General features: G+C 64.5%; 19 protein-coding genes and 1 pseudogene. 9 read left to right on the forward strand and 11 right to left on the reverse strand.

All coding sequences use genetic code 11. The features are described from left to right. Window positions 1–72 precede the first annotated feature (72 nt). Together FJ414_RS26425 and FJ414_RS26430 are read right to left on the reverse strand one after the other, a co-directional pair. Window positions 73–996, reverse strand: a complete 924-nt coding sequence (locus tag FJ414_RS26425) for a DMT family transporter (RefSeq protein ID WP_140647312.1) — start codon at window positions 994–996, stop codon at window positions 73–75. Between the two features lie 77 nt (window positions 997–1,073). Beyond that, on the reverse strand, window positions 1,074–2,354 hold the full coding sequence (locus FJ414_RS26430) for an amidohydrolase family protein (protein ID WP_140647313.1): 1,281 nt from the start codon (window positions 2,352–2,354) through the stop codon (window positions 1,074–1,076). A 174-nt stretch (window positions 2,355–2,528) separates the two neighbouring features. On the opposite strand from FJ414_RS26430, the gene FJ414_RS26435 reads away from it, so the two are divergent. Further along, a complete protein-coding gene (locus FJ414_RS26435) occupies window positions 2,529–4,283 on the forward strand; it encodes an ABC transporter ATP-binding protein (RefSeq protein ID WP_140647314.1) in 1,755 nt (584 codons plus the stop codon). 46 nt (window positions 4,284–4,329) lie between these two features. Here the strand turns inward: FJ414_RS26435 and ilvD are convergent, their stop codons facing one another. Next, window positions 4,330–6,174 (reverse strand): dihydroxy-acid dehydratase, encoded by a 1,845-nt coding sequence (ilvD, locus tag FJ414_RS26440; protein WP_140647315.1) that lies wholly within the window; start codon window positions 6,172–6,174, stop codon window positions 4,330–4,332. Between the two features lie 249 nt (window positions 6,175–6,423). Here ilvD and FJ414_RS26445 point away from each other — a divergent pair. After that, a pseudogene (locus FJ414_RS26445) lies at window positions 6,424–6,890 on the forward strand (VOC family protein). A 114-nt stretch (window positions 6,891–7,004) separates the two neighbouring features. Here FJ414_RS26445 and FJ414_RS26450 read toward each other — a convergent pair. The 4 genes from FJ414_RS26450 to FJ414_RS26465 form a co-directional block, all read right to left on the reverse strand. Then, entirely contained in the window at window positions 7,005–8,597 is a 1,593-nt protein-coding gene (locus FJ414_RS26450) for a peptide chain release factor 3 (protein ID WP_140647316.1), read from the reverse strand. A 30-nt stretch (window positions 8,598–8,627) separates the two neighbouring features. Then, window positions 8,628–8,960, reverse strand: coding sequence for a DUF1127 domain-containing protein (locus FJ414_RS26455; RefSeq protein WP_181181720.1), 333 nt, complete (start codon window positions 8,958–8,960; stop codon window positions 8,628–8,630). Between the two features lie 76 nt (window positions 8,961–9,036). Beyond that, window positions 9,037–9,552 carry a hypothetical protein gene (locus FJ414_RS26460; protein WP_140647318.1) on the reverse strand — a complete coding sequence of 172 codons (516 nt, stop codon included), beginning with the start codon at window positions 9,550–9,552 and terminating at the stop codon, window positions 9,037–9,039. A gap of 16 nt (window positions 9,553–9,568) precedes the next feature. Then, entirely contained in the window at window positions 9,569–9,850 is a 282-nt protein-coding gene (locus FJ414_RS26465; RefSeq protein WP_140647319.1) for a DUF4242 domain-containing protein, read from the reverse strand. Between the two features lie 203 nt (window positions 9,851–10,053). Here FJ414_RS26465 and FJ414_RS26470 point away from each other — a divergent pair, with 203 nt between their 5' ends. Further along, the gene (locus FJ414_RS26470) at window positions 10,054–11,868 is read left to right on the forward strand and encodes a winged helix-turn-helix domain-containing protein (protein WP_140647320.1); all 1,815 of its coding nucleotides are present in this window, start codon (window positions 10,054–10,056) and stop codon (window positions 11,866–11,868) included. Between the two features lie 62 nt (window positions 11,869–11,930). Further along, entirely contained in the window at window positions 11,931–13,004 is a 1,074-nt protein-coding gene (locus FJ414_RS26475) for an FAD-binding oxidoreductase (RefSeq protein WP_140647321.1), read from the forward strand. Window positions 13,005–13,047: 43 nt separating this feature from the next. On the opposite strand, the gene FJ414_RS26480 is transcribed toward FJ414_RS26475, so the two are convergent. The 3 genes from FJ414_RS26480 to FJ414_RS26490 all read right to left on the reverse strand — a co-directional run bounded on the left by FJ414_RS26480 (window position 13,048) and on the right by FJ414_RS26490 (window position 15,073). Continuing rightward, window positions 13,048–13,848 carry a class II glutamine amidotransferase gene (locus FJ414_RS26480; RefSeq protein ID WP_140647322.1) on the reverse strand — a complete coding sequence of 267 codons (801 nt, stop codon included), beginning with the start codon at window positions 13,846–13,848 and terminating at the stop codon, window positions 13,048–13,050. A 153-nt stretch (window positions 13,849–14,001) separates the two neighbouring features. Next, the gene (locus FJ414_RS26485) at window positions 14,002–14,802 is read right to left on the reverse strand and encodes a class II glutamine amidotransferase (protein WP_140647323.1); all 801 of its coding nucleotides are present in this window, start codon (window positions 14,800–14,802) and stop codon (window positions 14,002–14,004) included. A 16-nt stretch (window positions 14,803–14,818) separates the two neighbouring features. Then, on the reverse strand, window positions 14,819–15,073 hold the full coding sequence (locus tag FJ414_RS26490; RefSeq protein ID WP_140647324.1) for a DUF6356 family protein: 255 nt from the start codon (window positions 15,071–15,073) through the stop codon (window positions 14,819–14,821). Between the two features lie 116 nt (window positions 15,074–15,189). On the opposite strand from FJ414_RS26490, the gene FJ414_RS26495 reads away from it, so the two are divergent. The 5 genes from FJ414_RS26495 (at window position 15,190) to FJ414_RS26515 (ending at window position 18,699) form a co-directional block, all read left to right on the forward strand. After that, a complete protein-coding gene (locus tag FJ414_RS26495; protein WP_140647325.1) occupies window positions 15,190–15,660 on the forward strand; it encodes an Lrp/AsnC family transcriptional regulator in 471 nt (156 codons plus the stop codon). Window positions 15,661–15,750: 90 nt separating this feature from the next. Then, complete coding sequence (dut, locus tag FJ414_RS26500; protein ID WP_140647326.1) at window positions 15,751–16,236, forward strand: dUTP diphosphatase; 486 nt, start codon at window positions 15,751–15,753, stop codon at window positions 16,234–16,236. Further along, a complete protein-coding gene (locus tag FJ414_RS26505; RefSeq protein ID WP_140647327.1) occupies window positions 16,237–16,896 on the forward strand; it encodes an HAD family phosphatase in 660 nt (219 codons plus the stop codon). A 64-nt stretch (window positions 16,897–16,960) separates the two neighbouring features. After that, on the forward strand, window positions 16,961–17,815 hold the full coding sequence (locus FJ414_RS26510; protein ID WP_140647328.1) for a hypothetical protein: 855 nt from the start codon (window positions 16,961–16,963) through the stop codon (window positions 17,813–17,815). A gap of 74 nt (window positions 17,816–17,889) precedes the next feature. Beyond that, window positions 17,890–18,699 (forward strand): oxaloacetate decarboxylase, encoded by an 810-nt coding sequence (locus FJ414_RS26515; protein ID WP_140647329.1) that lies wholly within the window; start codon window positions 17,890–17,892, stop codon window positions 18,697–18,699. Here FJ414_RS26515 and FJ414_RS26520 read toward each other — a convergent pair. After that, window positions 18,696–19,391 (reverse strand): sulfate transporter family protein, encoded by a 696-nt coding sequence (locus FJ414_RS26520; protein ID WP_140647330.1) that lies wholly within the window; start codon window positions 19,389–19,391, stop codon window positions 18,696–18,698. The two genes, FJ414_RS26515 and FJ414_RS26520, sit on opposite strands and share 4 nt — an antisense overlap. Between the last annotated feature and the right edge of the window lie 99 nt (window positions 19,392–19,490).

Raw genomic sequence — 19,490 nt, forward strand, 5'->3', positions numbered from 1 at the left:
GCCAACTTCATGGGCTTCGTCAAACTCGCCGCTATCGCCATCTGGCTCAAATAGTTAAATCGTCACCACCGCCTAGTTCACGCCCTTCGGCACATTCTCCGGCGGCACCTCGGTCTCCACCACCTTCTGGCGATGGAAGATGAACAGGCCGGCGAGCACGACGATGACCGCGCCGACCAGGATACGCGGCCCCGGGACATCGCCGAAGAACACGAGGCCGAAGACCACAGCCCACAGGAGCAGGGTGTAGTGCAGTGGCGCCAGCGTCGAGGCCGGCGCCAGCTTCAGCGCCCTTGTGATCATCAGATGCGCGGCGCAAGAGACGACGCCGAGCAACAGCATGGCCCCGAAATCGAGCGCCGACGGCGTGCGCCAGGCGCCGATGGTGAGCAGGCCGCCGACAATCAGCGTGCCGATGGTCTGCCAGGTAACCAAAGTCGTGTCGCTGGTGCCGCGCAGGAGACGGCCGAGGATGATGGCGAAGCCGAAGGCGATGCTGCCCACGAGCGCGAAGGCCGAAGACAGCGAGAAGGCCGCCGAGGACGGCTTCAGGATGATCAGCACGCCGCAGAAGCCGACCAGGATCGCCAGCCAGCGGCGCCAACCGACCTTTTCGCCGAGCAACAGATGCGACAGCGCCGCGACGTAGATCGGCCCGGCCATGTAGAAGCTCATCACGTCGGCCAGCGGCAGGTAGACGACCGCGGCATAGAACAGCCCGGTATCGGTTGTGGTGGCCACGACACGCAGGAACTGCAAAACCGGCCGGTCCATGTGAAACAGCCTGGCCGTGCCCTGGTTGGCGATCATCGGACCCAGCACGATGAAGGCGCCGATCGAGCGGATGAGCACCACCTGTCCGACGGAGAAGCTCGCGACCAGCCATTTGCCCATCGCGTCGTTCAGCGCGAACATGAAGTCGCCGGCCAGCATCAAGAGGATGCCGGCGAGCAACATGTTCCTGATCGTGAAATTGCGCGCAAGGGACAGGGCCATGCCGGCTCCCTAGCCGCAAGCAGCCGGTTTGACGAGGGAAATCCGGGGAAATCGGTAAGACCAGCGGCGGAAATCGGCTAGCCGGCCTTGTGCCGCCTGTTCACTTGCCTCGGCCGGCCGGCGATCGACAGCCTGGTCTCCTGCCTGGTCCGCACGGCCACGACCTTGCCCCTGGCAATGACGCAGAGGCGCTCGGGGCGCAGGCGAACGGCTTCGATCGCATTGCCGGCATCGAGCACGACGAGGCTGGCCCGCTTGCCGACCGCGAGACCCAGATGGTCCAGTCCCATGACGGCGGCGTTGACGTTGGTCACCATGTCGAAGCAGCGCGCCATGTCGGCCGGGCTCGACATCTGCGCGACATGCAGGCCCATGAAGGCGACGTCGAGCATGTCGGCAGTGCCTAGCGAATACCAGGGGTCGAGCACGCAATCCTGGCCCCAGCCGACGCGGATGCCGAGCGCCTGCATCTCCTTGACCCGGGTCAGGCCGCGCCGCTTCGGGAAGGTGTCGTGGCGCCCCTGCAGCATGATGTTGATCAGCGGATTGGGGATTGCCGACACGCCGGCCTCGGCGATGAGCGGCAAAAGCTTCGAGACGTAGTAATTGTCCATCGAATGCATGGAGGTGAGGTGCGAGCCGGCCACCCTGCCCTGCAACCCGAGGCGCTGCGTTTCATAGGCCAGTTGCTCGATATGGCGCGACAGCGGATCATCGGTCTCGTCGCAATGCATGTCGACCATCAGGCCGCGTTTGGCCGCGATCTCGCAAAGCTCCGTGACCGAGCGCGTGCCATCCGCCATGCTGCGCTCGAAATGCGGGATGCCGCCGACGATATCGACGCCCTTGTCGAGCGCGCGGATGGTGTTCTTCAGCGCCGTCGGGGAGCGATAGAGGCCATCCTGCGGAAACGCGACCAGTTGCAGGTCGATATAGGGTGCGACGGTTTTCTTGACATCGAGCAGCGCTTCCACCGCGAGCAACCGGTCGTCGCACACGTCGACATGGCTGCGGATGGCGAGCAGGCCCATCGACACCGCCCAGTCGCAATAGGCGAGCGCGCGCTCGCGCACCGCTTCATGCGTCAGAAGCGGCTTCAACTCGCCCCAGAGCGCAATGCCTTCGAGCAGCGTTCCGGAAGCGTTGATGCGCGGGATGCCGTAGGACAGCGTCGCATCCATATGGAAATGCGGATCGACGAAGGGCGGCGAGACCAGATTGCCGCGGGCGTCGATCTCGCTCGGCGCGGAGCCCGGCAGTTTCTGCTCGACCGCCCGAATGGTTTCGCCGGCAATGCCGATATCGGCAATCCTGCCGTCCGGCAGCGTGCCGCCGCGCACGATGAGGTCGAAATCCATCTGTCGTCACCCTTTTCAAGAATCGGCAATCATCGTGGCCGAAAAGACAGCCCGGCGCAGCCTTTTCTTTCCCCGGGAGCCGAAAGGTTCCATCGCGCCGCAACTCGCTCTATAAGCCGCCTCTCGCCCTCGTGGCGAATCCGAAATTCTCGCAGCCAGACACAGGATCGGCCGTTGTTTCGCTTCTTCCGTTCCACGGAAAACCAGCGCCTCATCGCAAGACTGGTGAGGGAATCCTTCCACGAGCATAAATTCGGCTATGGCGCGGCCATAGTGTCGATGCTGGTGGTGGCCGCCATGACCGGTGCCAGCGCCTGGATCCTGCGCGAGATCACCAACGAATTCGTCGTCTTCAAGAGGCTCGACCGTGTCAACATGATAGCGGCGAGCGTCGCGGGGATCTTCCTGCTCAAGGGCTTCGCAACGTTCGTGCAGGCCTATTGCATGAGCCGTGTCGGCAACGCCATCATCGCCGACCGTCAACGCAAAATCTACGATCGCATCCTGGCGCAAGGCATCGAATTCTACCATTCGACCTCGTCGGCCGACCTGATCGCCCGCATGACCAACAACGCTCAGGCCGCGCGCAGCGTGCTCGACCTCGTCGTCACCTCCTATGTGCGCGACCTGGTGACATTGATCGTGCTGGTCGCGGTCATGGTTTGGCAACAGCCGTGGCTGTCGCTGATCTGCTTTGCCGTCGGGCCGGTGGCGATCTATGGCGTCAACCGCATCCTGAAACGCGTGCGCAAGATCGCGTCCATGGAATTCATGTCGCTTGGCCAGATCGTGCATGTGATGCAGGAGACGGCGATCGGCGTGCGCGTCGTCAAATCCTTCAACCTCGAAGGCGCGATGCGCAAACGCATGTACAAGGCCGTCTCCGATGTCGAGAACCGCGCCAACAACATCGCAACACTGGAGGCCGCCACCAGTCCGGTGATGGAAACGCTTGCCGGCCTGGCGATCGCCGGGGCGGTCTTCGTCAGCGGCTTCCTGGTGCTGCAGGGCGGGCAAATGCCGGGCAACATCATGGCCTTCATCGCGTCGCTGCTCCTGGCCTATGAGCCGGCAAAGCGCCTGGCCCGCGTTCGCATCTCGCTCGAGACCGGCATCGTCGGCGTGCGCATGATGTTCCAGCTCGCCGACCGGCCGCTGACGCTCGCCGAGAAACCCGGCGCCACTCCGCTGCAACCCGGCCCGGGCGAAATCCGGTTCGACAATGTCAGCTTCGCCTATCCGGAAAGCCCGCCGGTGTTCGAAGGTTTTGACCTGACGCTCGAGGCCGGCAAGATGACGGCGCTGGTCGGGCCATCCGGCAGCGGCAAGTCGACGATCCTCAACCTGATCATGCGCATGTACGACCCGCAGACCGGCAAGGTAATGTTCGACGGCCAGGACATCTCGTTCGCGACGCTCGATTCGCTCAGGCAGAAGATCGCCTATGTCAGCCAGGACACGTTCCTGTTCGCCGGCACCGTCATGCACAATATTCGTCTCGGCCGCGAGGGCGCGACCGACGAAGAGGTGATCGCCGCCGCCAAGGCCGCCAATGCGCACGAATTCATCAGCGCCATGACCAAGGGCTACGACACGGAGGTCGGCGAGAACGGTTCGCTCTTGTCCGGCGGCCAGCGCCAGCGCATCTCGATCGCGCGCGCCATGCTGCGCAACGCCGAGATCCTGCTGCTCGACGAGGCGACCAGTGCGCTCGACGCCGAGTCGGAAGCGCTGTTCCGCGACGCGCTGCAGCAGCTCACCGTCGGGCGCACGACCATCGTGATCGCGCATCGGCTTTCCACCGTGCACCAAGCCGACACGATCGTGGTGCTGGAAAAGGGCAAGGTGGTGGAAAGCGGCCCGCACAAGGCCCTGCTCAAGCAGGGCGGGCTCTACCAGAAACTTTATGAATATCAGCTGATGCCGTAGCGCGGCGCCTCTCCTTCTCCCCTTGCCGGAGAAGGAGAAGCGTTCATCACTCCGGCACTTTCCGCACAGCGCCCTTGTCTGCGCTGGTGGCGAAGGCGGCGTAGGCGCGTAGCGCGGTCGTCACCTTGCGCTTGCGCTTTTCGGCCGGCTTCCAGCCATCCGGGCCTTTCGCATTCATCGCCGTGCGGCGCGCTTCAAGCTCGGCGTCGCTGATGGCGAGCCGGATCGTGCGGTTGGGGATGTCGATCTCGATCGTGTCGCCTTCCTGGACCAGCCCGATCGCGCCGCCTTCGGCGGCTTCCGGCGAAACGTGGCCGATCGACAGGCCGGACGTGCCACCGGAGAAGCGGCCGTCGGTGATCAGGGCGCAGGCTTTGCCGAGGCCCTTCGACTTCAGGTAGCTGGTCGGATAGAGCATCTCCTGCATGCCGGGGCCGCCGCGCGGTCCCTCATAGCGGATGACGACGATGTCGCCAGCCTTGATCTCGTTGCCGAGGATCGCCTTGACGGAGGCGTCCTGGCTTTCGAAGACGCGGGCCGGGCCGGTGAATTTCAGGATCGATTCGTCGACGCCGGCGGTCTTCACGATGCAGCCGTCGAGCGCCAGATTGCCCTTCAGCACGGCAAGGCCGCCGTCTTTCGAGAACGGCGTCTTGGCCGAGCGGATGACGCCCTTCTCGCGGTCGGTGTCGAGCTCGTCCCAGCGGCGGTCCTGGCTGAAGGCGACCTGGGTCGGCACGCCGCCGGGAGCGGCCAGGAAGAAGTCGCGGACGTTTTCGGCAGAGGTGCGCGAAATATCCCAATGGTCGAGGGCCTCGCCAAGGGTCGCCGTGTGCACAGTCGGCAGGTCGCGATTGATCAGACCGGCCTCGTCGAGCTGGCCGAGAATGGCCATGATGCCGCCGGCGCGGTGGACGTCCTCCATGTGGACGTCGGACTTGGCTGGCGCGACCTTGCAAAGCACAGGCACCTTGCGCGACAGCCGATCGATGTCCTCCATGGTGAAGTCGACCTCGCCCTCATGGGCGGCGGCGAGGATGTGCAGAACCGTGTTGGTCGAACCACCCATGGCGATATCGAGCGCCATGGCGTTCTCGAAGGCGCCCTTGGAGGCGATGCTGCGCGGCAGTGCCGTTTCGTCGTCCTGCTCGTAGTAGCGCTGGGCGAGATCGACGACGAGATGGCCGGCCTCGACGAACAGGCGCTTGCGGTCGGTATGGGTGGCCAAGGTCGAACCGTTGCCGGGCAGAGACAGGCCCAGCGCCTCGGTCAGGCAGTTCATCGAATTGGCGGTGAACATGCCGGAGCAGGAACCGCAGGTCGGGCAGGCCGACCGCTCGATGACCTTGACGTCCTCGTCGGAGATCTTGTCGTCGGCAGCCGCGACCATGGCGTCGACCAGGTCGAGCGCCTGCGCCTTGCCGGCCAGCACCACCTTGCCGGCCTCCATCGGTCCGCCGGAGACGAAGACGGTCGGGATATTGAGGCGCAGCGAAGCCATCAGCATGCCGGGGGTGATCTTGTCGCAGTTGGAGATGCAGACCATGGCATCGGCGCAATGCGCGTTGACCATGTATTCGACCGAGTCGGCGATCAGCTCGCGCGACGGCAGCGAATAGAGCATGCCGTCGTGACCCATGGCGATGCCGTCATCGACGGCGATGGTGTTGAACTCCTTGGCGACGCCGCCGGCCTTCTCGATCTCGCGCGCGACAAGCTGGCCGAGGTCCTTCAGATGCACGTGGCCCGGCACGAACTGGGTAAAGGAATTGACCACGGCGATGATCGGCTTGCCGAAATCGCTGTCCTTCATGCCGGTTGCGCGCCACAGGCCGCGGGCGCCGGCCATGTTGCGGCCATGGGTGGTGGTGCGGGAACGATAGGCAGGCATCGAACTGTCCTTGCTGGCTGGCCGCGCCGATGCGCGGCGGGCGGCGCTCAAATTTTAGTCGGCAGCGGTTATAGCGATCACGGCCCGGCATGACCACCATTTTGCACTGCGCCAGATTCTTGCGGAAAAACAGCAAGCCGGTGTCGGATCGCGGCCCGCCCGGCCGTCCTTGGGCAGACGGCATGGCACCATTTCTCGCGGCCAGCCGTTTGACGGTAACCGCAAAAGAAGCATTCGGAGGACAAACACATGCAAAAGATCACCACCTGCCTGTGGTTCGACGGCCAGGCCGAAGAGGCGATGAACCATTACATTTCCATCTTCAAAACTCGAAGGTGCTGAGCATCATGCGCTGGCCCAAGGGCCATCGTGACGAGGGCAAGGTGCTGGTGACCACGTTCGAGCTCGACGGGGTGCCGTTCCAGGCACTCAATGGTGGACCGGAATTCAATTTCACCGAAGCCATATCGCAATCGATCGACTGCAAGACGCAGGAAGAGGTCGACCATTTCTGGACCAGGCTCAGCGAAGGTGGCGAGCCCGGACCTTGCGGCTGGCTGAAGGACAAGTTCGGCGTTTCCTGGCAGGTGGTGCCGGAACAGCTGCCGCGCCTGCTCATGGACCCCGACCGTGCCAAGGCCGGCCGCGTCATGGACGCCATGATGAAGATGGGCAAGATCGAGATCGACAAGATCGAAGCGGCGGCAAGGGGATGAGAATTAGTGAGTAGTGAGTAGTGAGTAGTGAGTAGTGAGTAGTGAGTAGTGAGTAGCGATGCCAGCTCTTTCCAATTACCAATCAACTACTTCACTACTCACTACTCACTAGAATCACGCCGCCTTGTCGCGGACCTGGTAGTCCTTGACGGTGGCGAAGCGGATCGCCTTCCAGCGCTCGGCCTCGTAATTCAGTGAGAAGGCGTGCTGGGCCAGAAACACCGGATCGTTGTCGAGATCGCGGGCGATGTCGCCGCGATGCGCTTCGATGAAGCGCTGCACTTCCGCCTTGTCGTCGGCCGAAATCCAGCGGCAGATCGAGAAACGCGACATTTCGAAATCCACGGGAAGCGTGTATTCGATGTTGAGCCGTTCCTTGAGCACGTCGAGCTGCAGCGCGCCGACGACGCCGACGATGGCCGGCGAGCCGTCCTCGGGCGAGAACAGCTGGACGACGCCCTCCTCGGCCATCTGGTGCAGCGCTTCCTTGAGCTTTTTCGCCTTCATGGCGTCGCCGAGCCGCACGCGGCGCAAAATTTCCGGCGCGAAATTGGGCACGCCGCGGAACAGGATCTCCTCGCCTTCGGTCAGCGTGTCGCCGATGCGCAGCGTGCCGTGGTTGGGAATGCCGACGACGTCGCCGGCGTAAGCTTCGTCGGCGGTGACGCGGGTGCGGGCGAAGAAGAATTGCGGCGCCGAGAGTGACATCGGTTTGCCGGTGCGCACAAGCTTGGCCTTCATGCCGCGCTCCAGCGTGCCCGAGCAGACGCGCACGAAGGCGATGCGGTCGCGGTGGTTGGGGTCCATGTTGGCCTGGATCTTGAAGACGAAGGAGGTCATCTTCTCCTCCGTCGCCTCGACCGTGCGGGTATCGGCCTCCTGCGCGCGGGGCGGCGGGCCGTAGGCGCCCAGCGCCTCGATCAGATCGCGGACGCCGTAATTGCGCAGTGCCGAGCCGAAATAGACCGGCGTCAGATGACCTTCGCGGAACGCTTCCACGTCGAGCGGGCGGCAGGCTTCCCGCGCGAGCTCCAGTTCCTCGATGAAGGCTTCGCGCTCATTGTCCGGCAAGAGCCCGGCGACGCGGTTGGAATCCGGGCCATTGACGGGCGTGCGCTCCTTTTCCTCATCACCCCTGCGCACGGCATTGAGCGCCAGGTGATAGGTGCCGGAAAACGTCCTGCCGCGGCCGATCGGCCAGGTGATGGGCGCCGTGTCGAGCGCCAGCTTCTGCTCGATCTCGTCGAGGATCTCGAACGGATCGCGGCTTTCGCGGTCCATCTTGTTGACGAAGGTGATGATCGGGATGTCGCGCAGCCGGCAGACCTCGAACAGCTTCAGCGTGCGCGGCTCGATGCCCTTGGCGGCGTCGATGACCATGACGGCCGAATCCACCGCCGACAGCGTGCGGTAGGTGTCGTCGGCAAAATCCTCGTGGCCGGGCGTGTCGAGCAGGTTGAAGACATTGCCTTCATATTCGAAGGTCATCACCGAGGTGACGACGGAGATGCCGCGCTCGCGCTCGATCTTCATCCAGTCGGACCGCGTCTGGATGCGATCCTTCTTGGCCTTGACCTCGCCGGCAAGCTGGATGGCGCCGCCGAACAGCAGCAGCTTTTCGGTGAGCGTCGTCTTGCCCGCGTCGGGGTGGGCGATGATCGCGAAGGTGCGGCGGCGCGATACGGCCTGTTCGATGTCTTCTGCCAAGTCGTGGAATCCTGTCTGTGGCGCGGGCTTCTAGCAGCGCTTTCCCGGCCTGTCGACGGTTTTGGGCAGAGTGCTGGTCGCGACCCGGGAAGCGCCACGGGAAAAAGAGGTTGGCCCTTCAAATCCACGGACCGTCGCTACCGGCCTTGCTGCCGAACCAGGTACCGACGAGATTTCCGAGCGGTCGATGCCGATGTCGCGCAGCAGGTAGTCCGACAGCTCGTCCAGCAGGGCGCGATCCCTGCGGATGCGGATGATGCGCGCAAGGAAACTTCCGCCGGCATGGCAGATATCAATGGCCACGGCAAAGACGCGCCGGAGCACGGACCGACTGGCCGCACGCTCCTGCACAAGGATAGTCATGATCATCCTCCTTTCGATAAAACGGTGAAGGGAGGGCCACTGGTGGCCCTCCCAAAGGCCTTTTGCCGACAAAAGGTCAGGACCGGTCGTGCTCGCAGCTCACATACGGGTTCCAGTCGGCGAACATGCCGGCCGGATTGTGCCGCCAGTGCCAGACGTGGAGTTCGTAGTAGGGGTCCACCGGGTGGACGCCCACCGTCGTCTTGCGTTGCAGGGTGCGGCCGAGGAATTCAGGCACGCTTTTCCCCTTCCAGTCCTTTTCGAAGACGATGTATTCCATGCCGACGAGCTGCATCGAGCCATCGGCCTCCGGCTCGTAGGTCAGCACGTCCGGCTCGCCGAGCACCAGCTTGCCGTCGCCGGCGCGGGCGGGATGGATGAAATGGACGCCCATCGTGCCGTGCTCGTCATGCGTCGTGCATTCGAACAGCTGCTGGTAGCCGTCCGCCTTGGCGACCTTGATGTCGAGATACTTGGCCGCCATTTCCCGGGACCGGTTGAGTACGGGATCGGGCATGTCATGGGCGACAGCAGTGCTGTAAAACAGCGCCGAGGCGCCGACCGCAAGGACGATTTCCGCAAAGCGCTTCACGATCGATCCCTCCCGGTCAGGCGGTGGCGTAAGCCGTCGTCGGATCGAACAGGCGCTTGACCTCGGTGATCTTCGTCGCCGGGAAGCCGCTCATCTTGGCGTGGCGCTGGATGATCGCTTCGTCCTTGGCGAGATAGACGCAAAAGGTCTTGTCGTCGGCCACGAAGGATTCGACCCACTGGATGTCCGGACCGAGCTCGGCCAGAACGGCGTTCGAGGCCTTGGAGGCGTCGCGAAGCTGCTGGCGCTCGAAGGTGCCGACCTGGGGAATCTCCCGTTCGATGATGTATTTCTGCATTTTGCAATCTCCTTGATCTGGGGTTCAAATGCCCCGGGCGCCCGATCAGGTCGGTGCCGGTGACATGCCGGGGGCCGCTGCGCTAAACTGCGGTTTGGCCCGCCAGGCAGACGGAGAATTATGGAACAGGCGGCCAACAGTCCTTACGCCGCCCTTATCTTATTCTGATCTTTTGCCTATTGCCGTTACAGGGATTGCTGCCGATGGGAATTTATTGCTTCGGCGACTTCGAACTCAATGAAGACTCCCGTGCCCTTCGTCTCGCTGGAAACGAGATCGAGGCGCAGCCCCTCGTCTTCGATTTCATCGCCATTTTGCTGCGGCACCAGGACCGTGCCATGAGCAAGGACGAATTGCTTGAGACGCTGTGGCCCGGCGTGACGGTGACCGAGGCTTCGCTGCAGCGCGTCGCGAGCCTTGCCCGCGGCATCCTTCGCCAGGGCGGTATGGAGACGTCACTGCGCAACCTGCCCCGCTTCGGCTACCGGATTTGCCTCGACCAGGCGACCGCTTCGGAAAGCGGGCCGGCGCGGGCCGATGCGGGCAACGGGACTTCGAGCCCCGGTTCATCAATCCTGTCGGCACGCGCGGCCGTTGCAGTCAGAAAATGGCATGACGCCGCGGCCTCTTTCACGCAAGCGGATGCCGCCGACGAGCTGCTGACGGCCGATCTCGAGGAATGGGCGCTGGCGCTGGAATGCATGGGCCGGCCGGCCGAAGCCATTCCGCTTCTGGCGCGCGCGGTGACGGCTTACGGCGTGGCCGGTGAGCGACTGCGCGCGGCTTCCCCCGCAATCACCCTCGCCAGGATCCATCTCGAGAGAGGCGAGCTTGCTGTCGCCAAGGGCTGGCACAAGCGCGCCGCGCAGTTGATCGATGCCGCTTCCGACAGCAGGGAGCACGGTCTCTGGTGCTGGATGGGGGCGCGCATCATGGGCGCGGAAGCCGAGCCGGAACAGGCGCTTGCGCTGGCTGAGCAGGCCTTCGCGGTCGGCAGGCACCTCGACGATCCGGTGGTGGAGTCGCTCGGCCTTATCTATCGCGGCTTCTTCAAGCTGTGTCTCGGTGAAACCAAAGCCGGGCAGGAGGATCAGGACCTTGCCGCCGCGCTCGGCCTGTCCAGCGATGTCGACCCGGTCGTCGGCGGGATCCTCTACTGCAACATTCTGTGGGCCTGCCGGAATTTCGGCGACTGGTCGCGCGCCAACCAATGGACGCTCGGCTACGAAGATTGGTGCAGGGGACACGGGCTGGAAGACCTTTCGGGCTCGTGCCGGCTGCATCGCGCCGAAGTGCTCGGCGTTCATGGCACATTGAAGGAGGCGGAAGCGCTTGTGCGCGCGGCACTCGACCAGCTCGCACTCGACGCGCCCTGGGCGACCGGCGACGCCTTGCGCGTGCTGGGCGACATTCACCTGGCGGCCGGAGAATTCACGGAATCCGAAACGGCCTACCGCGCATCGCACGCAGCAGGCTGGGATCCGCAGCCCGGACTTGCGCTGCTGCAACTCGAGCAAGGGCAGGCGGAGGCAGCTTTCAGCGCTCTCGAACGTTCCCTGGTGGGCAATGGCTGGCCGACCTTGCAGCGGCGAGGCATGGTCCTCGCCACGCTCGCCAAGGTGGCGGCGCGGACCAATCGGCGCGAGCGGGCGAAAGAGGTGATCGCCGAATTGGAGACCCAGCCGCAGCGCTGGCCGATGGCCTCCATCCAGGCGCTGACCGCGGAAGCCAAAGCGGAGCTTTTCATGCAGGAAGAGCGCCTCGCCGAGGCTGCGCGGGAGCTGCAGATCGCATGCTCGCGCTGGAACGAGATCGGCTCGCCGATCAACGTCGCCGACGCCCGGCTGTCGCTCGCGGCGCTGCTCATCAGGATCGGCGATCGTCCCGGCGCTGAGTTGGAGCTGGGCACTGCGCTGGCGGTTGCGAAGAAAGTCGACTCTTCACGGCTCATGCGGCGCTGCGACGAGCTGAAGGGCCTGATTGCCGGGGCGCAGGCGGTAGCGGTGAGCAGCGTCTAGCTCTCACTTGAGGTCTGCTCGGCGCGGTGGCATGAGAGGGAAATCTCTCTCAAAGGTCCGGCATGAGCAGCGCAAAGCAAGTCATCGTCATCGGCGCCGGCATCATCGGCGCCTCGATCGCCTGGCATCTGACGAAAGCCGGCGCGCGCGTTACGGTCGTCTCGACAAGTGGCGCCGGCGGCGTCGCCACGCCGAATTCCTTTGCCTGGATCAATGCAAGCTGGGGCAATCCGGAAACCTATTTTCGGCTGCGCATCCGCGCCATGGCCGAATGGAAACGGCTGGCGAACGACCTGTCCGGTCTGCCGCTCACCTGGTGCGGCGGCCTGTGCTGGGACCTGCCCGCGGACGAGCTCGAGACGTACGCGGCCGAGCATTCGTCCTGGGGCTATGGCATCGCGCGGGTCGGGCGCGAACAAGCGGCGCGCATCGAGCCCAACCTGGCGGAGCTTCCGCCGTTTGCGCTCTACGTCGCAGAGGAAGGCGTGGCCGAGCCTGTGGCGACCACAAATGTGCTGCTGGCGGACGCCGAACGGCGCGGCGCGCGGATCGTCCCGGGGACTGTCGATGCGCTGGCGCTGTCCAACGGCAAGGTCACGGGCGTCGTCGTATCGGGCGAGAGCATCGCCGCCGACGAGGTGGTGATTGCAGCGGGCGCCGGTGCTCCGGCGATCGCCTCGACGGCGGGCGTGAAGCTGCCGATCGGGACCCCGCCCGGCCTGATCGTGCATTCTCGCCCCTACAAGAAGCTGCTCAACGGGCTGGTGCTGGCCGAGAAACTGCATATGCGCCAGACGGCCGAGGGACGCATCGTCGCCGGCTCTGACTTCGGCGGCGGCGAGCCGGGCGAGAACCCGCAGGCCGACGCGCGCGCGCTTTTCGAGGCGATGAAAGCGATGCTGCGCGGCGCCGACGGGCTGGAACTCGACTTCCACACGATCGGCTACCGTCCGACGCCGGCCGATGGTTTCCCGATCGTCAGCCGCGCCGACGGTGTCGGCGGCCTCTACATCGCCGTCACCCATTCCGGCATCACGCTGGCGCCGGCCGTGGGGCTGTTCGCTGCCCGCGAAATCCTCGACGACGAGCGCGATGCGTTGCTCGCGCCTTACGCTCTGTCGCGCTTCGATCAGTAGCCGGCTGGCGGCGGAAGCCGCCGGCAGAGAGTATGCCGAGACCTCAGCTTGCCAGCGCCAGCGCGGCGGCAGCTGGCGCGAACGGCCGGATGCTGGTGCGGTCGCGGGTCATCGTCACGAAGCTCGATTGCGGAATCTCGTGCCAGGTCCGGCCATCGCGATCGAACGGTTCCGAGGCGATGCAACGACCAACGCCCTTGGCGAAGGCGGCGGTGTAGAGCGTCGGAGCTTGGCCGTCGGTGGCGTAGCGAACGGCGTGAAGCGCCCTTCCGTCACTGAAGGCGGCGGTCAGTTTGAGGACCGGCTCGATGCCGGCGCGGCGCGCAGCCTCGAGCACGCGGCTGGTGGCGCGGGACACCGCGCCTTGCGGATCCTGCGCGAGGCCTTCGTCGAGCATCACGCGGAAAAAGAGTTCGGAATCCGTGGTCCCTTCGAGCTGGTCGAACAGCGCATCCGAGAGCGAATTCTCCAGCACCCGACGGACCCGCTCAAAGCCGCCGATCTGGCCGTTGTGCATGAACGACCAGTGGCCCGAGACGAAGGGGTGGCAGTTCGCGCGGCCGGTGCCGCCGCCCGTCGAGGCGCGCACATGGGCCAGGAACAGGCCGGATTTTATCTGGCGTCCGAGACTGCTGAGATTGGTATCGGACCAGGCCGGCAGGACATCGCGGTAAAGGCCGGGTTCCGGCCGATCGCCATACCAGGCCACGCCGAAGCCGTCGGCATTGGTCGGCGATTTCGCCTCCCGCGCCTGGCGGCTCTGAGCGATCAGGGAATGGGAGGGTGCGGCGATGACGTCTTCCAGGAAGATCGCGTCGCCGAGATAGGCTGCCCACCGGCACATTGTCCTGTGATCCTCTTATCGATGCGTTTTTGAGCGTGCGAATGAATTCGCGGCTCGTCGGGCGCCACAGATGACAGGAGGGAGCTTTGGCGTCCTTACGCCGTGCTTACGTTTTGCTGATCTCTGCCTGAACGCGGCAGCCTGGGATTTGCGTCAGCCGACCAGCGCCAGCTTATTCGCCGCCGGCGCAAACGGGCGGATCCCGGTACCGTCCCTCGTCATGGTGACGAAGCTCGCCGGGGGTATCGCCTGCCACTCGCCACCGTCGCGGTCGAAAGGCTCCGAGACGATGCAATGGCCGTCGCGCTTGGCGAAGGCGCCGGTATAGAGCGTCGGCGCATGGTCGTCGGTGGCATAGCGAACCGCGTACAGCGCCTGGCCATCGGAAAAGGCCGCCGTCAGTTTCAGGGATGGCTCGATGCCGGCCCGGCGCGACGTATCGAGCACGCGGCTGGTCGCCCGCGAGACCGCGCCCTGCGGATCGCCGGACAATCCTTCATCGATCATCAGCAGGAAAAAGAGCTCGGAATCGGTAGTGCCCTCGCGCTGGTCGAAGACCGCGTCGGAAAGTGAATTCTCCAGCGCGCGGCGGATCTTTTCGAAGCCGCCGATCTGGCCGTTATGCATGAACGACCAGCGGCCGGAGATGAAGGGGTGGCAGTTCATGCGGCTGGTGGCGCCGCCGGTCGAGGCGCGGACATGGGCCAGAAACAGGCCGGATTTTATCTGCCGGCACAGGCTCTTCAGATTGGGGTCGGACCAGGCCGGCAGGATGTCGCGATAAAGGCCGGGCTCGGGCCGGTCGCCATACCAGGCGAGCCCGAAGCCGTCGCCATTGGTCGGCGACCTGGCTTCCTGGGCGCAGTGGCTCTGGGCAATCAGCGAGTGGCAGGGCGCGGTGATGATGTCTTCGAGGAAGACCGCTTCACCAAGATAGGCCGCCCACCGGCACATCGCTTTCCACCATCTATCAGGCGCGATCCATCAGAGCCGCCGGCTCCTTGACCGCATGCGAGCCTCTGTTGTGCGTGCGCTCATAGAGCTCGCGAACGATTCGGCTCGCCGTAGTTTCGAACAGAAATGGCAAGAAAGCGTGAACGAGCGCGGCGCCCGCCGCCATCAACAGCCGCGAACAGAACCAGGCGGCGAAGGCCATGTGGCCGAAATAGGTCTCGCCGACCTTCTCCGGGTGAGAGGTGAAGAGCGCCGCAAGCCTGGTCGTCATGGTGAACCCTCCTGCCGGGATGAGCCCCGAATGCTGAGTATCGTGCCACATGGGTTTGGTTCATCGGTCCCAAATTGTCCTTGCTTTTGCCGGCTTCCTGGGACATTCATCCCAACATGTCGGTGGAAATTGATGAGATCGATCGAAGATTGCTGGCCGAGCTGCAACGCGACGGCACGCTGTCGGTCGATCAGCTGTCGGAGCGGGTGGCGCTGTCGCGCAATGCCTGCTGGCGGCGCGTCAAGCGTCTGGAGGAAGATGGCGTCATCACCGGTCGCGTCGCGCTGGTCGATGCCGACAAGCTGGGCCTCGGCCTGTCTGTGTTCATCCTGATCCGCACTTCCAACCACGATCCGGACTGGCTGCAGAAATTCCGCGCGGCGGTGACCGGCTTTCCGGAGATAACCGGCGTCTACCGCATGTCGGGCGATCTCGACTATGTGGTGCGCGCCCGTGTCGCCGACGTGAAAGCCTATGACCGTCTCTACCAGCGGCTGATCGCCAAGGTGGCGCTGTCGGACGTCTCGGCCTCCTTCGTCATGGAGGAGATCAAGGAGACGACCGTGGTGCCGGTGGAACTACGCTGACGGCCCTGGAACCGGAGGCGAAAGAAAGCCGTTGATAGGCCCTACGTCAGAGTTGACCGAATCGGCTTTCGCGCCGATAGGAGTGTGCTCATGCGCACCGCTGTTTATCCTACCTCCGTCATCGGCCCCACCGTCGGTTTCGTCAGGCTTCCGCATGGTGAAGACTTGCCTCTGCCGGCCTATGAGAGCGCGGGTGCCGCCGGCATGGATTTGCGCGCGGCGGTGCCGGAAGACCGGCCGCTGCTCATCCTGCCTGGAAAGCGAGCCCTGGTGCCGACCGGCCTGATCCTGGAAATCCCCGAGGGCATGGAAGGCCAGGTGCGGCCACGTTCCGGCCTTGCCTTCAAGCATGGGCTCACCGTGCTCAACTCGCCCGGCACCGTCGACAGCGACTATCGCGGTGAGGTTAAGGTGCTGCTGGTCAATCTCGGCGACGAGGATTTTTCAGTGACGCGCGGCCTGCGCATCGCCCAGATCGTCTTCGCCGCCGTGACCCAGGTTGCGGTCGAGGAGCGCGCGCTGGCCGGCGGCACGACGCGGGGCGCAGGCGGTTTCGGGTCGACCGGCACCGCTTGAATGGCAATCCCTAAACTTGTTATTTTCGACTGTGACGGGGTCTTGGTCGACACCGAAAACCTTGCCAACAGGCGCCTTGCCGAATGGCTGACCGCCGCCGGTTTTACGACGACATTCGAATATTGCCGCAAGAACTTCTCCGGCCGCAGCATGGCCTCGGTGCAGAAGGAGATCGAAGAGACGACCGAGGTCAGGCTCGGCTCCGACTTCGTCGATCGCTGGAATGCCGGCCTGCCGGACCTTTTCTCGCATGGCGTCGAGGCGATCCCCTATGTGCGCGACTTCATCGAGACGGTGCGCAAGGCCGGCATTGCCTATTGCGTCGCCTCCTCGGCGCGGGTCTTCAAGATGCACATCACGCTTGGGCAGACCGGGCTTTTGCCGCTGTTCGAGCATGCCATGTTCTCCTCGACCATGGTCGGGCGCGGCAAGCCGTTCCCGGACCTCTTCCTGCATGCCGCAAAGACGATGGGCTTCGCGCCGGCCGACAGCATCGTCATCGAGGACAGCGTCGCCGGTACTCAGGCCGGCATCGCCGCCGGCATGCGGGTGTTCTCCTACCACGCCGATCCGTTCTCCGATCGCGACGGCCTGGCGGCGGCCGGCGGCATATTGTTCGACGACATGCGGGAGTTGGCCGGACTCGTGCCCATACGCTGATCGGACCCGGCTGCGCACCGCAAAACGCCGTGCTAGCGTGAGCGCATCCGAGGGGGCGCGGTCCATGATTTCCAAACTATGCCGTTTCATGCTTGCATGCCTGCTGCTGCAGTGCCTGTGGACGGCCGCGGCGGCCCAGGCCGTCAGCTTTCCGGAGCTGAGCAGCGCCGTTCCCGGACATCGGGACGTTACCTATTTCGACCTCGCCGAAATGATCGTGCCCGATCTCAAGGCCGGCGACGACGGTTTCTACAAGGGCAGCGCGCCGATCGAGATGCGCGACATCCTCGGCGGCGACGAGGGCGGCTCGCCGCCCGAGACCATCAGCCTTTCCAATGCCGCCGTGCTCGCCGTCAAGGCAGGCGGCAAGGACCGGCTGGCGATGCTTTTCGACCTCGGCCAGGCGCAGGACAGCGCCGAAGGGTTTGCCGCGCTGGCGCTTTACGACATCACGGGCAAGCCGAAGCTGCTCGACGCCGTCAATGTCGGAACCGACCAAGGCACCTATTTTCGCGATCCGGGCAAGCTCGCGATCAGCCCGGATGACGACGCGCTCATAACCATGAGCACGCATTTCAATTCGAACCAGGGCTATGTCGGCACGATCCTGATCCTGGTCCGCGACGGCCGCTTCGAGCCTATCGACCAGATCAACACGTTCGACGAGAATGTCTGCGCCTATAAGCGCACGCAGGACCTGTCCTTCCAGACGCATGCTGGCGACAAACCCTATTCGGCGATCAAGGTGACGGTGACCGACGCCACCAAGCCGAGCGGCGAAAGCTGCGAGGAACCCGCGCCCAAGGCCGTCTCGCACGATATTTCCGTCACTTATCGCTGGGATGCCAAGGCGTCGCGCTACGTCAAGGATTCTGGCGCCTTCGAGAAATTGTCAGCAGAAAACGCCGAGCGCTTCTGAGCCAGACGCATTCGTTTGCCCGGTTCGAGCGACCGCGATAAATTCCCCCTACGACCCCCAATCGAGGACCCGCCATGGACAAGGGCAAGATTTTTCGCGATCTGCATGCCTCCACCTTCGTCATACCCAACCCCTGGGATATCGGCACGACCAAGCTTCTCGCTTCGTTCGGTTTCAAGGCGCTGGCGACGACCAGCGCCGGCTTTGCCTTCTCGCGCGGCCTGCCGGACGGCGCCGTGACGTTCGACGCCATGATCCACCATTGCCGCGAGGTGACTGCGGCGACAGACCTGCCGGTTTCGGCCGATCTGGAGCGCGGCAAGGGCGACAGCCCCGAGCAGGCGGCCGAAACCATCTTCGCGGCCGAAGCCGCGGGCCTCGCCGGCTGCTCGATCGAGGACCACACCGGCGACGCCGCCAATCCGATCTACGATTTCGCGCTGGCGACCGAACGCGTCGCGGCGGCTGTCGAGGCTGCCCGCGCGCTCAAGCACGATTTCGTCTTCACCGCGCGGGCCGAGAATTTCCTGTGGGGCAAGAGCGATCTCGACGATACCATCAAGCGGCTGCAGGCTTTCGAGAAAGCCGGCGCCGACGTGCTCTACGCGCCGGGCATTAGCGACGTCGGGATGGTGCGCACGATCTGCTCGTCGGTGAGCCGGCCGGTCAATGTGATGGCCCGGCCAGGCTTCACCATCGCCGACCTTGCCATGGGCGGCGTCAAGCGCATCTCGCTCGGACCATGGCTGACCAATTTCGCCTATGGCATGCTGGAGACGGCGGCCCGCGAGATCCAGCAGGACGGCACCTTCGGCTTCACCCGGGCGGCGATGCCGTTCGGCAAGCTGCAGGCGCTGTTCCGGGAGGGCAAGGAGCAGGGCTAGACCGGCTCCCGCGCCGAAACCGCCTTGTGCAGATGCACCATCATGGCGGCCGCGAAAAGCGGCGTCAGAAGGTTGAGCAGCGGCACCGCCAGGAACAGGGCGATGACCAGTCCGGCGAGGAACACAGTGCCGGCATATTTGCGGCGCAGCGCCTTGGCCTCGGGTTCGGGACGAAAACGCATGGCGGCAAACTCGAAGAATTCGCGGCCGAGCAGATAGCCGTTGACGATGAAGAAGGCGGCAATGTTGATGCCCGGCACCAGAAGCAAGAGCAGCGCGACGATGTTGCCGAGGACCACCACGCCGAAGAATTTGATCGCCAGCACGAGCGAATGCAGCGCGGGCACGGGCCTGCCGGGCGGATCGTTGGGATAGTCGGTACGCTCGACCACCTCGGCGACATCGTCGAGGAAGAGGCCGGCGACGATCGCCGTGACCGGCGCGATGAGCAAGGCCAAGCCCACAGCCAGAACGATGCCGGCGATGATGCCGCCCAGCCATCCGGCCCAGGACGGCAGACCTGGCAGCAGCGCTTGCAGCCAGGGCCAGGCCAGCCATTCGAGCAGGCTGTCGAGGCCGAGCCAGAGCGCCACCAAAGCGAGCAGCGTCAGCCCCAGCGTCTTCAGGAAGACGGAGCGGAATTCAGGCGAGAACAGCCGGCTGGCGGCGGCGCGGGCGGCGTCTAGGATCACGGCAGGTCCGGGCCCTCATCGAGAAACGACGCGTCGCAGATAGGCCGGCTCGATCCCTGGCGCAACCAAAGCGCGTCGCGTCGACGCGCTTTGGGTTTT

The sequence above is a fragment of the Mesorhizobium sp. B3-1-6 genome, from assembly GCF_006439555.1.
Taxonomy (GTDB): Bacteria; Pseudomonadota; Alphaproteobacteria; order Rhizobiales; family Rhizobiaceae; genus Mesorhizobium.